This is a genomic window from Streptomyces johnsoniae, assembly GCF_031845565.1.
GTDB lineage: Bacteria > Actinomycetota > Actinomycetes > Streptomycetales > Streptomycetaceae > Streptomyces > Streptomyces johnsoniae.
On the sequence record NZ_JAVREV010000021.1, the window covers coordinates 81,991 to 95,106 of the forward strand.

Consider the following 13,116-nt stretch of genomic DNA (forward strand, 5'->3'; position numbering starts at 1 on the left):
CATGCTTCTCTACCTCGATGTCGACGGAGTCCTCATTCCGGGACCAGACGACGATGGCAACACACCCACCACCCACCACATCCATCACGTCACTCCCACCGGCTACGGCAAGCCCGTCAAGATCTGGCTCAACCCCCATCACGGTCTCCAACTGCGGGAACTCATCGCCGACACCGGGCTGATCCCCGTGTGGTGCACCAGCTGGCGTCAGGACGCTTCCGCCCTCATCGCTCCCCGCCTCGGCCTCCCCGCCTGGCCGCACGTCTCCCTTCCGCACCTCCCGCTGACGACTAGCCACCCCGACGGCTACCTCTGGAAGCGCAACCACCTCGCCGAACACGCCGCCGGAACTCCGTTCGCCTGGATCGATGACGACTTCACCCCCGCCGACCACACTTGGGCCACCGCCCGCACCACCAGCGGCCGACCCACTCTCCTCGTCCAGCCCCAACACCGCGTCGGCATCCAGCGCGAACACCTTCGGACCGTTCGAGCCTGGGCAACCACGCAGCGCCTACGTGCTCGGGGCGGCGAGTGACTTCAGGGTGGTGAGCAGTGTGGGCCAGGCGGTGCTGAGGGGGTCGATCAGCTCGAAGTGGCCGGTGTTCTGGAGGGGGAGGAGCCGGGCGGTGGGGTGGGCGGTGGTGTAGGCCGTGCTGAGGGCGGGGGGTACGCGGATGTCGTCCGTGCCGTGGGCGAGGGCGACCGGGGTGGTGGGGGCGGGCAGGCGCACGGGGTCGAGTGCGGCCGCGTCGTCCGGTGGGCCGCCGAGGAAGTCGGCGACCGCGCCGTCGTCCAGGCCGAGCCGGTGTGCCAGCCGCAGGTCCGCCACCGGCGCCAGGGCCAGCGTGCCCGCGAGCCCGTCCGGTGGGTGTGCCGCGGCGGCCCACAGGGCCAGGTGGCCCCCGGCCGAGTGCCCCACCAGCAGGATGCGGCCGTCGAACGGAGCGCCCGCGGCGGCCAGTTCGCCCGGCAGCCGGTCGAGCGCCGCGCGAACGTCGGCCGTGGTGGCGTGCGGGTCGCCTGGCTCGCGCCGGTACTCGACGGATGCGGCCGTCCAGCCCGCGCCGCGCAGCGCGGCGGCCAGCGGGCGGGTGTGCTCGCGGTCGTACTCCGGCCGCCAGAACCCGCCGTGGATCAGCAGCAGCAGCGGGCGCCGCGCGGCCCGTTCGTCGCCGGGCCAGCCGTCGGCAACGTGCGCCGCGCCATCCCCGTGGCGCAGGTGCAGCGGGGGCGGGGGAGCGGGTCTGGTCAGCACGGAACGGTCTTCCCCCACCACGGCCCTCCCTGTCGCCTGCGGCATCGCCGCCCACAGTAGCCGCCGCACCGTGAAGTGCCAGGGCAGCGGCGGGAGTTCCGGCACGGTTCCGGCACTGTTCCGGTCCTTTCGCCGCCTTGACACCGTGCGGCCACGCACACAAACTCGGCGCCGAGGCCCTCAGAGAGCGCTCTCCGAGCGCTCGCCGCGCCCCTTCACCTCCCCCACTCAGGAGCCCCCCATGACCTCAGCTGACGAGCAGCCGCGCCCGCCTTCGCGCCGTTCCGTGACCGGCCTCGGCGCCGCGGCGCTGCTCGCCGCGGGACCCGTGCTCGCCGCGGGCGCCGGCGGCGCCGCCGCTGCTCCGGCCGACCCGGCCGCCCCCGCGCGCCGCGCGCCCGCGCGGCCCTCCGCGGTGCCGCCTACCGACCCGCGCAACCCCGACTTCGGCCCGAGCGTCCTGGTGTTCGACCCGGGCATGTCCGCGGCGGAGATGCAGAGCCGCGTGGACGCCATCTCGGCCCAGATGCACACCAATCAGTTCGGCACCGAACGGCACGCGGTCCTGCTGCGCCCCGGCGCCTACGACCTCGACGTCAACCTGCGCTTCTACACGCAGATCATCGGCCTCGGGCTCAACCCGGACGACGTCACCGTCAACGGCCACGTCCGGGTCGAGGCCGACTGGCTCCAGCAGGGCGACGACCCGAACAACCTGGGGAACGCCACGCAGAACTTCTGGCGCGGCGCGGAGAACTTCTCCGTCAGCGTCCCCGCCGGCGAGATCGAGCGCTGGGCGGTCTCCCAGGCCGCGCCGTACCGCCGCATGCACCTGCGCGGCATCGGCGTTCAGCTGTGGAACGGCTACGACGGCTGGGCCAGCGGCGGTCTGCTCGCCGACTGCAAGGTCGACGGCGTGGTCGAGTCCGGCTCGCAGCAGCAGTGGCTGACCCGCAACAGCGACCTCGGCGCGTGGAACGGGTCGGTGTGGAACATGGTGTTCGTCGGCTCCACGGGCGTGCCGGGACAGCACTTCCCGAACCCCTCGCACACGGTCGTCGACCGGACGCCCGTGATCAGGGAGAAGCCGTTCCTGTACGTCGACGGCTCCGGCGCGTACCACGTGTTCGTCCCGGCGCTGCGCCGCGACGCGTCCGGGTGCAGCTGGAACGGCGGCGCGGCGGCGGGCGAGTCGATCTCGCTCGCCGACTTCTTCGTGGTGCGCACCGGCACCCCCGCGGCGACGATGAACGAGGCGCTGGCGGAGGGCAGGCACCTGCTGTTCACGGCCGGGGTGCACCACCTCGACGAGGCGCTGCTCGTCGAGAACCCGGACACCGTGCTGCTCGGCATCGGCCTGGCCACGCTGGTGCCGGACACCGGGCAGCCGGCCATCCGCATCGCGGACGTGGACGGCGTGAAGGTCGCGGGCATCCTCATCGACGCGGGGGCGGTCAACTCCCCGACTCTGATGGAGGTCGGCCCCGAGGGCGCCTCGGCGGGCCACGCCGACAACCCGACCTCCCTGCACGACGTGTTCTTCCGCGTCGGCGGCTCGCACCTGGGCCGCGCCTCGGTCAGTCTCACCGTCAACAGCGACCACGTCATCGGCGACCACCTGTGGGTGTGGCGCGCAGACCACGGCAATTCGGGCACGTGGGGCTGGACGGTGAGCACCGGCGCCAACGGCGTGGTGATCAACGGGGACGACGTGACGATGTACGGGCTGATGGTCGAGCACTACCAGGAGTACAACACCGTCTGGAACGGCAACGGCGGGCGGACGTACTTCTTCCAGAACGAGCTGCCCTACGACCCGCCGGACCAGGCGGCCTGGGGGTCGAGCGGCAACGGCAGCCTCGGCTGGGCGGCCTACAAGGTCGCCGACTCGGTCACCAGCCACGAGGCGTGGGGCGTCGGCAGCTACTGCTTCTTCAACGTCAATCCGGGCGTGGTGGCGAGCCGCGGCTTCGAGGTCCCCGACACGCCGGGCGTGCGGTTCCATGATCTGGTGACGGTCTCCCTCGGCGGCGTCGGAACGATCAACCGCGTCATCAACGAGACCGGCGGCACCGCGAACACCGGAACGCAGGTCCAGTACTGGGTCAACTACCCGTAGGCCCGGCTCCCCGCCCCGGCCCGACGCTGTGGATCGGGAACGCGGATCGGGAACGGTGCGGAGCACCGAGGAAGGAAGCCCTGGGGAGGGATGGGCCCCCGCATCCCGGCCTACAGGAACGCGGGCTGAGGCAGGTCAGTCCGCGTCCGGGGCCGTGAACAGGGCGGCGTCGGTGGAGTCGGTGACGCGGGCGGCCATGTTCCGTTCCATCATGCGCAGCGCGGCGTCGGCGAGGTCGGCGTGGATGTGCGCCACGGCGTCCCCGGCCACGCTGATGCGCAGGCGCCTGATGTGGGCGTCGAGTGCGGAGTAGAGCACGCACTGCTCGGTGACCTGGCCGGTGAGCACGACGTGCCGGACGCCGTGCTGGGAGAGCAGGAATTCCAGCGGGGTCTCGTAGAACGCGGAGTGGCGGGCCTTCACCACGAACATCGAGTCGTCGTCGGGCCGGACGGGCTCCACCAGGTCGCCGTGCGGCCCGCGCAGGGCCGCGTCGAGCAGCTCGTCGTGCTGGGAACGCCACCGGCCGAAGTTGTCGTTCACGTAGATGACGTCGATGCCCTCCGCCCTGGCCCGGTGGATGGCCCGGCGCAGCCCGGGCAGGGCGGCGCGCACCGAGGGGAGCAGCAGCTCGGCGTCGGCATGGCGGTAGGTGTTGATCATGTCGGTGACGATGAGTGCTGTCCGGTTCATGCTGAATTATCTCTCGGCGGTCCGCGGGTCTCCCGGTCGGGGTCCCGGTCGGGGTCGGGGTCGGGGGCGCGGTCGGGCCAGGGCCCGGCGCCGGAGACGCCGGGCCCTTCCCTGCGTGTGCAACTGGCGATCTCGCGTAAGCGGCTGTCGCCTGTTCCTCGGCTGGTGAGGTATCGCTGTCACCGTCTGTGGCCGTCAACGCAGTTGTCCCAGGTCCGGGCATGGCGCTGGGCGACGCCGCACCCGTCGGCCCGGACCTGGGACGCGCGTTTGTCCGCTCCAGCCGCTTGATGCCGGTGTCAGGCAGCAGTGGGAGGTGTGAGGTCACCCACTGGCGGGGCGAGGCGGGCGAAGCCTTCCTGGCGCCGGTAGGGGAAGTATGGGTAGGGCGCTGCCTTGCTGCTCGCCGCGTTGAGTTTCGCCATCTGGTCGGGCGTGAGCGTCCAGCCGATGGCGCCGAGGTTCTGACGGAGTTGCTCCTCGTTGCGGGCGCCGATGATGACGGAGGAGACGGTCGGCCGCTGTAGCAGCCAGTTGATGGCGATCTGCGGAATGGCTTTTCCGGTCTCCTGGGCGATCTCGTCGAGGGCGTCGACCACGCGGTAGAGATGTTCGTCCTCGATCGGCGGGCCGTAGTCGGCGGTGTGGTGCAGTCGGCTGCTGGCGGGCAACGGTTGGTGGCGGCGGACTTTGCCGGTGAGCCGTCCCCAGCCGAGCGGGCTCCAGACGAGTGCCCCGAGGCCCTGATCGAGTCCGAGGGGCATCAGTTCCCATTCGTAGTCGCGGCTGATGAGGGAGTAGTAGACCTGATGGGCGACGTAGCGCGGGCGGCCTTGCCTCTCCGCGATGGCGAGGGACTTCATCACCTGCCAGCCGGAGAAGTTGGAGACTCCCAGGTAGCGGACCTTTCCTGCTCGAACGAGATCGTCGAGCGTGGACAGGACTTCCTCGATGGGTGTACCGGCGTCGAAGGCGTGCAGTTGGAAAAGGTCGATGTAGTCGGTGCCGAGCCGGCGCAGCGCGTCCTCGCACGCGGTGATCAGGCGCGACCGGGAGGAGCCCGCATCGCCTGGGCCGTCGCCCATCGGCAGGCTGGTCTTGGTGGATACGATCACCTGGTCCCTGCGGCCTTTGAGCGCTTCGCCCAGCACTTCCTCGGACGCGCCGCCGGAGTAGACGTCGGCAGTGTCGAACATCGTGACCCCGGCGTCCAGGCAGATGTCCACGAGGCGGCGTGCCTCTCGCGCATCGGTGCTGCCCCAGGCGCCGAACAGCGGCCCTCGGCCGCCGAAAGTCCCCGCGCCGAAGCTCAGCGCGGGGACCTTGAGCCCGGATGCACCCAGCCGCCTGTACTCCATGGCCACTCCTCGATCTGCTCAACTGCCCTAGCTAACGGTCCTGTAGTTCCGTTAGTGTTGTCCTCAAGGTAGCAGGTGTAAGCAATTAACGAAACTGGGGTCCCGTTATGGATGCGGAGAGTGCGGAGCCGGGGACCGTCCGGCCGGGAGGGCGCACGGCACGGGTGCGGGCGGCGGTGTTGCAAGCGGCCGGGGACTCCCTGGCCGAGCGGGGCTTTGCCCACTTGGACCTCGCCGACGTCGCGCGCCGTGCCGAGGTGGGCAAGACGACCGTCTACCGCCGCTGGGGAACGGTGACCGGCTTGGTGGCCGACCTGCTGACGGACATGGCCGAGCAGTCACTGCCGCGTACCGAGACCGGCTCGCTGCTCGGCGACCTCAGGGCCAATGCCCGGCTCGTGCAGCGCACTTTGGCCGATCCGCGGCAGGGGGCGCTGTTCAAGGCGGTGATCGCGGCCGCCACCTGCGAGCCGAAGACGGCCGAGGCTCTGCACCGCTTCTACGACATCCGCGTCAGCGAGTGGGCACCCTGCGTCCAGCAGGCCATCGACCGGGGCGAGGTGCCCGAGGGGACCGACACCCACGAGGTGATCCGTGCTACCTCCGCCCCCCTCTACTACCGACTGCTGACCAGCGGCGATCGCCTCGACGAAGCCGCCGCGGACCGGGCCGCCGAAGCCGCCGCGGCTGCGGCGCGCGCGGGAGCGTACCCGCGGAGCACGCGGCCCTCCGGCACGAGGCCGGGAGTCAGCCGTTCGACGCCGCGGCCCGCGCACGTTCCGTAGGTCTCCAGGGCCCTGGCCCCCCTGGCCCACCAGTGCTGGAACGACGGGGGCTCGGGAACGACCGGGTACTCCGCTGGGGGCGTCGGCCGCAGGGGGCGGGAACACCGAGCGGACGGGGGCCGTCGCCGCCCTCCGGCTCGCGGGGCACGGATCGGCGGCACGCTCGGCGCTGTCGGCGTCATCGGTGAGGATGCGGTAGGCGGTATCGAGAGAGGGGGCGCATGCCCTGGTTCTCCCACGCGAGGCGATGACGAGCCTGTGGGCGATCAGCTGATCCCCGCACTCGCCCCCGCGCGCCCCGCGCCGCCGCCGGCCTCGGGTACCGTGGGGCGCGCGGAGGTCACGGGGATGTCGACAAAGCCGGTCACGGGCGCGAGCCTGAGCACGGAGCAGGCCGTTCGGGCGATGCTCCTGACACTGCCGCGCCTCGTCTCGCGTGCCAAGCGCGCCCCCGTTCCCGAGCGGCTGCGCTCCCTGCACCTCGCCCCGCGGCACCTCACGCTGCTCTCCTGCCTGCTGTTCGACGGGCCCACCCCCGTCAAGGATCTCGCCGCCCGCCTCGAAGTCGCCCCGACCACCGTGAGCCTCATGGTCAGCGACCTGCAACGGCAGGGCGTCGTGCGGCGCCGCTCCGACCCGGGCGACCGCAGGCGCACCATCGTCTCGCTCACCGGCGACCCGGACACCCGCGCCGCCATCGACGCGTGGCTCGCCGCGGGCGCGCGCGCCTGGCGCACGGTCTTCGACGGCCTGACACCGCAGGAGCGCGCCACGTTCGTCCGGGCGATTCAGGCGTACGAGGCGGAGGTCTCGGCACTGCCGCCCGGGGACGCGGGGAACGGGGACGCGGGGAACGGGGACGCGCGGAACGAGGACGCGGGGAACGACGCGGGAGGCGCGGCGTGACGGCACCGCTCGACACCGACTGGGCAGCGGTCTTCGACGCGCTCGGGCACCGTTCGGCAGGGCCGATCGGCCAGGGCATGGAGGGCGTCGTCCACCGCCTCGACGGCGGGCTGGTCGGCAAGGCGTGGACCGGACCGCACGGCGCGGGCGGCCGGCGCCTGTCCCGGCTGAGCGCCTTCTACGAGGAACTGGCCGCACAGCACCTGCCGTTCGCCACCCCCCGCATCGTCGCCCGCCACGAACACCGCGGCACCGCGGTCAGCATCGAGCACGAGCTGTCCGGCACGCCGCTGACCGAGGCGCACGGGCTGTCCGACGCCACCGTGGAGGAGGCGACGGCCACGGTCGTCACCGCACTGGCGGGCACCGAGGCAGGCCCCGCCGCCCGCGCCCTGTCCGCGCTCGGCGAGGACACGCCGCTATGGGCGGGGCACGCCGACTGGCCCACCGCCCTGGCCGCCCTCGTCCGGCGCCGCGCCGCCGCGTTCCACCCCGTACTCGCCGCCGCCGTACCGGACTTCGACACGACACTCGACCGCCTGCTGCACCGGCTGGAACGCCTCACCGGCCGCGGCGCCCGCGGCGGCGAGGCGATCGTGCACGGCGACATCTGCCCGGAGAACCTGCTGGTCGACGGCGCCGGACGGGTCACCGCCGTTCTGGACTGGGGCTTCTTCACCACCGCCGGTGACAATGCCTTCGACGCGTCCACCGCGGCCGGCTTCCGCGACATGTACGGGCCGGAGGCCGCGCGGCGGGACGCGGCGCTGCTGCGCCGCTTCGAAGCGCTCGGCCACGACCGCGAACGGCTCCTGATCTACCGCGCCGCCTACGCCGTCGCGGGGGCCAACGCCTATGGAGCGGACGGGAAGGACGGCCACTTCGCGTGGTGCGCCGCCGCTCTGCGCCGCGACGACGTCCGGGCGGCACTCGGCCTCCGCGGCCGGGCCGCGGACTGAGCCGCCGCACCCCGCCGCCCGGATGCGGGCGGCGGGGTGCGGGCTCGTGGGAGATGTGGTGTCAGCCGGCCTCGCTCGCCGAGGAACGCGGCGGGACCGTGAGCACCTTGCCGTCCGAGAAGGTCACCGTCTGTTCCGCGTCGCCGTAGTTGTGCGCGGCGTAGGTGACGGTGTCACCGTTCGCGAAGGCCGCCGCCGTCGGGCTGTCCGCGGTGACCGACGTGTCCGGCGCGCCGATCGCGTCCAGGGTGTAGATCCAGTGGTAGACGTGCGCCCAGGACTCGCCGGCCTCCGGCTCGTACGTGCCGCCGCCGTCGCCGTCGTACGCGGCCCTGGCCGCGGCCGGATCGCCGAGCGCCTGGAACTCCCAGAGGATCTCCTTCCACTCCACCGGCGGCCCGCCGTTCTCCTCCACCAGCTCCTCCAGGTTGCGGGCGATGGCGTCCTTGTCGCGGGCCAGGTGCAGCGAACCGCCCGTCACCGGAAGCACGTTGATGCCGTGGATCTCCTCCGGGTTGCCGGTCCACCAGGTGGCGTGCGCGGCGCCGTTGCCCCACACCATGCCGACCGTGTTGTGCTGGTAGTCGGCCGGGAAGTTCTCCTCGTCCCCGTCGAACCAGTACTGCCTGATCGCCTCCGACTCGGTGGTGAGCAGGTAGACGCCCAGGTCCCGCAGGGCGGTGTCGCCGGTGGCCGAGCCCCACATGATCAGGCCCGCGCTCAGGTTGACCGACTCCGAGGACGACTCCTGGTTGTTGCCGGCCGCGAAGCCCTGGTGCCCGGAGGCCCAGCTGTGTCCGGCGTAGACGTCGAAGCCGCGCAGGAACGGGTAGCGGTCGTCGCCGCGCTCCGGGTTCGCGGCGTCGCCGATCAACTCCTCGACCATGCCGCCCCAGGCCGATTCGGCCGCCCAGGCCGGGTCGTACTGGGCCACCGTGGCGGCGGCGAACACGAAGTAGGAGTAGTGGAAGTGATGGTCGTTCAGCTCACGGTCGCTGCCGTAGGAGGCGGGATAGCCGGTGAGCGTCCGCCAGTCCGCGTCGTAGGCGAAGCCGGTGTCGCCGCCCGCGGTGAACCACTCCTCCAGGCGCGACTTCATCGCGTCGAGCAGCGTGTCGCGCGCCTCGGTCGCGCCGATCTGGTCGGCGATCGGCACCACCTGGGCGAGCCGGCCGAACGCCTTGCCGCTCCAGTAGGTGTCGCCCACGGCGATCTCGGCGGAGGCGGCCACCTCGTTGACGAACGCGGTCAGTTGCGCGGTGTCGGGCCCGTCGCCGGCCGGCAGCGCGGGCAGCACGCCGGTGACCGCCTGGGAGGTGGTGAACGCGTTCCCGTTCCGCACCTTCATCGTGCCGCGCGGTGACACGTACTCGTAGGCCGTCAACTCGTCCGCGGTGTGCTGCCACTGGTGCGGGTAGAGGGCCTGGATGGTGCCGGTCTCCTCGCCCTCCCTGGCCTCGGTGGTGAGGGTGTACGTGGCGTTCACGGTGCCGCCCGCCTCGTCGTAGTCCCACTCGACGGTGGAGCCGGTGACGAAGCTGTAGGCGTACTGGGCGAATTCGGCCAGCGCGCCCCGCTCGGGGAGGACGGCGACCGAGTAGTACTCCTGGCCGCCGAGGCCGGAGGTGATCGTCGACCCCGAGACCTGCCAGGTGCTGCCGCCCGGCGCGAACAGCGCGTAGTCGTGCCCCGCGACGGTGATGCCGAGCACGCTGCCCTCGTCGGAGAAGACCTCCGGCGCGGCGGATGCGGTGATCTCCGCGTTGCCGCCGGTGGCCTCCGCGTACACGTACGGGCTGCCGTGGCCGATGGTGGCGCGGAAGGTGTGACCGGCGTCCTCCCAGTAGGGGCTGACGGTCCAGTCGGACCAGCCGTCGGCCTTGGTGTCGGGGGAGTTGAGCCCGGCGACGCCGAGGGTGAGGTCGGCCTGGTGCGGGAACTCGTAGCCGCTGCCCTCGCCGACGATGGCCGCCTGGGTCGGGTAGCCGACTTCGAGCCCGGCGGCGACGGCGCGGTAGCTGAGGGGGTGCCCGAACATGGGCTGGGAGTACGGGTTGTCGCCGTACCGTTTGAAGACCAGCGAGGACCACCAGTCGTTGGTGGGCACCGGCTGACCGGCCATGGCCTCGGTGACCTGCGGCGTGACCGGGTTGCCCTGGTTGTCCTCGGGCCCGGCGGTGCCTTCCGGCCTGGTGTCCGAGTAACTGCCGCTGCCGACCGGTATGTCCGCGGCGGTCGCGGAGCCGGGCACCAGCGCCAGTCCGGCCAGCGCGGTGGCCGCGGCGGTCAGCATCAGCGCGATACGTCTGGTGGGGGTCGGGGGCCTCATGTGCTGTTGCACCTCGCAACCGGTGGGGGGACGGGCTGAGAGCGCTCTCATGTACGCGGTCGAACCTAGAGATCGGCAAATTTTGTGTCAATGCTTCGAACGGGAACCGGGTCGCGGAGCCGGGTCGCGGAGCCGGGTCGCGGAGCCGGAACGGGAGTCGGCCCTGGGCAGTGACCCGTGTCACACGCGGCTCCTGTCAGCAATCTGGGTGCCGTCCCGTTCAAAGGCCACGCGAACGAGACAGGGAGCAACGCCATGAAGCACCGCATCGTCGTACTCGGCGCCGGATACGCCGGGGCCTTCGCCGCCGGCAACCTGGCTCGCCGGCTCTCTCCCGCCGACACCGAGATCACCGTCGTCAACGCCGTGCCCGACTTCGTTGAGCGGATGCGGCTCCACCAGCTCGCGAGCGGCCAGGACCTCGCGCTCCGCAAGCTCGCCGACGTGTTCGCGGGCACCGCGGTGCGGCTGCGCCTGGCGCGCGTCACCGGCATCGACCCCGAACGCAAGACCGTCGCCGTGACCGACGAGGACGGCGGTGGGGATGCCGGTGGGGATGCCGGTGGGGATGCCGGTGGGGATGTCGGCGGCGACGGCGAACTCGCGTACGACACGCTGATCTACGCGCTCGGCAGCTCCGTGGCCCACCGCGGCGTCCCCGGCGCGGCCGAGTACGCCTTCGACGTGACCAGCCGGCCCTCGGCGCTGCGGCTGCGCGAGCGCCTGGCCCGCCTGGGCGCGGGCGGCACCGTGCTGGTCGTCGGTGAGGGGCTGACCGGCATCGAGAGCGTCACCGAGTTCGCCGAGTCCCGGCCCGACCTCTCGGTCGCGCTCGCCGCCCGCGGCGAACTGGGCGCCTGGCTCTCCCCGAAGGCCCGCGATCACCTGCGCCGGGCCTTCGACCGGCTCGGCATCACCGTTCACGAGCACACCGGCATCGAAGCCGTCGAGCCGGTACGGGCGATCGCCGACGACGGCACGTCCATCCCGGCCGATGTGACCGTGTGGTCCGCCGGGTTCATCGTGCAGCCCATCGCGGCGGCCAGCGGCCTTGAGGTCGCCGGGACCGGCCAGATCGTCGTCGACCGCACCATGCGTTCGGTCTCGCACCCGGACGTCTACGCCGCCGGTGACAGCGCCTACGCGATCGGCGACAACGGCCTGCCGCTGCCGATGTCCTGCGCCTCGGCAGGCTTCACCAACATGCAGGCGACCGCCGCGATCATCGCGCGCCTGACGGGCAGTAAGGTCCCGACCACCGGCCTGAAGTACCAGGGCAACCACATCAGCCTCGGGCGGCGGGACGCGATCATCCAGATGGTGGACCGGGACGTCCGTGCCAAGTCCTGGTTCCTGGGCGGCCGGACCGCCGCGCGTATCAAGTCGGGGGTGCTCATGGGGGCCGGGTGGGGCATCGCCCATCCGACCTTCGGCATGCCGAAGCGCAAGCGCCGCCTGGCCACCGTGTCCGACCTGGCCGAGGTGCGGGGCGCGGCATAGGCTGTTCCGCGTGGACAGGGCAGCCGTCGATCGGTTCGAGGCCAGCCGGGGCCGGCTGGCCTCGCTCGCGTACCGTCTGCTCGGTTCGGCCGCCGACGCCGAGGATGCCGTGCAGGACACGTTCCTGCGCTGGCAGGCCGCGGATCGCGAACGGGTCGAGGTGCCGGAAGCGTGGCTGACCAAGGTCGTCACCAATCTCTGCCTCGACCGGCTCCGTTCGGCGCAGGCGCGGCACGAGCGGGCGGCCGGTGCCTGGCTGCCCGAGCCGCTCCTCCAGGGCGACCCGATGCTCGGCCCGGCCGACACCTTCGAGCAGCGCGAATCGGTGTCCCTGGCCGTACTGACCCTCTTGGAGCGCCTCGCGCCGGTCGAGCGGGCCGTCTACGTCCTGCGGGTTGCCTTCCTGTACAGCCACGCGGAGATCGCCGGGATTCTCGACATCACCGAGTCCGCGAGCCAGCAGCACGCCCACCGGGCCAGGTCCCGGGTCCGGGACGTCGCCGGGCACCGCCGCGGCGGCGAGGCCGACCCCGCGTCGGCGCGCCGGGTCGTCGAGGAGTTCCTCGCCGCCGCCATGTCGGGGCGCACCGAACGGCTGGTGGCGCTGCTCACCGACGACGCGACGGCGGTCTCGGACGGCGCCGGGCTGAGCAAGCGGCTGGTGCGGTACGAGACGCGCGAGCGGGTCGCCTCCTTCGCGCGGGCCGGCTTCAAGCCCACACCGGCGAAGCGGCGGCTGGCCGGCGGCTCGCCCGCGATGCATATCGAGGTGATCAACGGCTCCCCGGCCGTCCTCGCCGTGGTGGACGGCCGGGTCGTGGGCATCGTGGCGTTCGAGGTCGGCGAGGGCAAGGTCACGGCCCTGCACGGCATCGCCGCCGCGGACCGGCTCGGGCGCCTCAACGAGACCTGGCGGCAGCACGTTCCGGACGCGCCGGTCATCAGCGCGTGGTGATCACAGCCGTCACGAACGGTGCTGCAGCCAGAGCGTGATGAGGCTGACGACGCCGGTGCCGGCGCTGTAGTACAGGCCGTTCACGAAGTGGCGCCCGGCGCCGCGGTGGCACCGCAGGGCCCGTCGGCCCAGCCGGCGCAGGCGCCCGCGGTCGTCGGGGTCGCCGGGGTCGTCGCGGTCGTCGGGGTCGTCGGGGTCCGGTTCGTATCCCATCTGCGGTCTCCTTCACGTGCGGTCGGTGGCGCGCGCCGTGG

12 protein-coding genes are annotated in these 13,116 nt (G+C 72.3%); 7 read left to right on the forward strand and 5 right to left on the reverse strand.

All coding sequences use genetic code 11. The features are described from left to right. Position 1 precedes the first annotated feature (1 nt). Complete coding sequence (locus RM779_RS29360; protein ID WP_311620824.1) at positions 2 to 538, forward strand: HAD domain-containing protein; 537 nt, start codon at positions 2 to 4, stop codon at positions 536 to 538. Here RM779_RS29360 and RM779_RS29365 read toward each other — a convergent pair. Then, positions 515 to 1,363, reverse strand: a complete 849-nt coding sequence (locus RM779_RS29365; RefSeq protein ID WP_311620825.1) for an alpha/beta hydrolase family protein — start codon at positions 1,361 to 1,363, stop codon at positions 515 to 517. The two genes, RM779_RS29360 and RM779_RS29365, sit on opposite strands and share 24 nt — an antisense overlap. A gap of 136 nt (positions 1,364 to 1,499) precedes the next feature. On the opposite strand from RM779_RS29365, the gene RM779_RS29370 reads away from it, so the two are divergent. Next, a complete protein-coding gene (locus RM779_RS29370; protein WP_311620826.1) occupies positions 1,500 to 3,377 on the forward strand; it encodes a coagulation factor 5/8 type domain-containing protein in 1,878 nt (625 codons plus the stop codon). Positions 3,378 to 3,512: 135 nt separating this feature from the next. Here the strand turns inward: RM779_RS29370 and RM779_RS29375 are convergent, their stop codons facing one another. Next, positions 3,513 to 4,070: a cysteine hydrolase family protein gene (locus RM779_RS29375; protein ID WP_311620827.1), complete on the reverse strand. Its 558-nt coding sequence runs from the start codon at positions 4,068 to 4,070 to the stop codon at positions 3,513 to 3,515. A gap of 299 nt (positions 4,071 to 4,369) precedes the next feature. Next, on the reverse strand, positions 4,370 to 5,428 hold the full coding sequence (locus tag RM779_RS29380; protein WP_311620828.1) for an aldo/keto reductase: 1,059 nt from the start codon (positions 5,426 to 5,428) through the stop codon (positions 4,370 to 4,372). A gap of 107 nt (positions 5,429 to 5,535) precedes the next feature. On the opposite strand from RM779_RS29380, the gene RM779_RS29385 reads away from it, so the two are divergent. The 3 genes from RM779_RS29385 (at position 5,536) to RM779_RS29395 (ending at position 8,078) form a co-directional block, all read left to right on the forward strand. Continuing rightward, positions 5,536 to 6,213: a TetR/AcrR family transcriptional regulator gene (locus tag RM779_RS29385; RefSeq protein ID WP_311620829.1), complete on the forward strand. Its 678-nt coding sequence runs from the start codon at positions 5,536 to 5,538 to the stop codon at positions 6,211 to 6,213. A 348-nt stretch (positions 6,214 to 6,561) separates the two neighbouring features. Continuing rightward, the gene (locus RM779_RS29390; protein ID WP_311620830.1) at positions 6,562 to 7,119 is read left to right on the forward strand and encodes a MarR family winged helix-turn-helix transcriptional regulator; all 558 of its coding nucleotides are present in this window, start codon (positions 6,562 to 6,564) and stop codon (positions 7,117 to 7,119) included. After that, complete coding sequence (locus RM779_RS29395) at positions 7,116 to 8,078, forward strand: phosphotransferase family protein (RefSeq protein WP_311620831.1); 963 nt, start codon at positions 7,116 to 7,118, stop codon at positions 8,076 to 8,078. Before RM779_RS29390 ends, RM779_RS29395 begins: the two co-directional genes overlap by 4 nt. A gap of 61 nt (positions 8,079 to 8,139) precedes the next feature. Here the strand turns inward: RM779_RS29395 and RM779_RS29400 are convergent, their stop codons facing one another. Next, entirely contained in the window at positions 8,140 to 10,407 is a 2,268-nt protein-coding gene (locus tag RM779_RS29400) for a glycosyl hydrolase (RefSeq protein ID WP_394813418.1), read from the reverse strand. A gap of 255 nt (positions 10,408 to 10,662) precedes the next feature. Here RM779_RS29400 and RM779_RS29405 point away from each other — a divergent pair, with 255 nt between their 5' ends. After that, a complete protein-coding gene (locus RM779_RS29405) occupies positions 10,663 to 11,907 on the forward strand; it encodes an NAD(P)/FAD-dependent oxidoreductase (protein ID WP_311620832.1) in 1,245 nt (414 codons plus the stop codon). 10 nt (positions 11,908 to 11,917) lie between these two features. Continuing rightward, positions 11,918 to 12,862 carry a sigma-70 family RNA polymerase sigma factor gene (locus RM779_RS29410; protein WP_311620833.1) on the forward strand — a complete coding sequence of 315 codons (945 nt, stop codon included), beginning with the start codon at positions 11,918 to 11,920 and terminating at the stop codon, positions 12,860 to 12,862. Between the two features lie 9 nt (positions 12,863 to 12,871). Here the strand turns inward: RM779_RS29410 and RM779_RS29415 are convergent, their stop codons facing one another. Further along, positions 12,872 to 13,075: a hypothetical protein gene (locus RM779_RS29415; protein WP_311620834.1), complete on the reverse strand. Its 204-nt coding sequence runs from the start codon at positions 13,073 to 13,075 to the stop codon at positions 12,872 to 12,874. Positions 13,076 to 13,116: the final 41 nt, after the last annotated feature.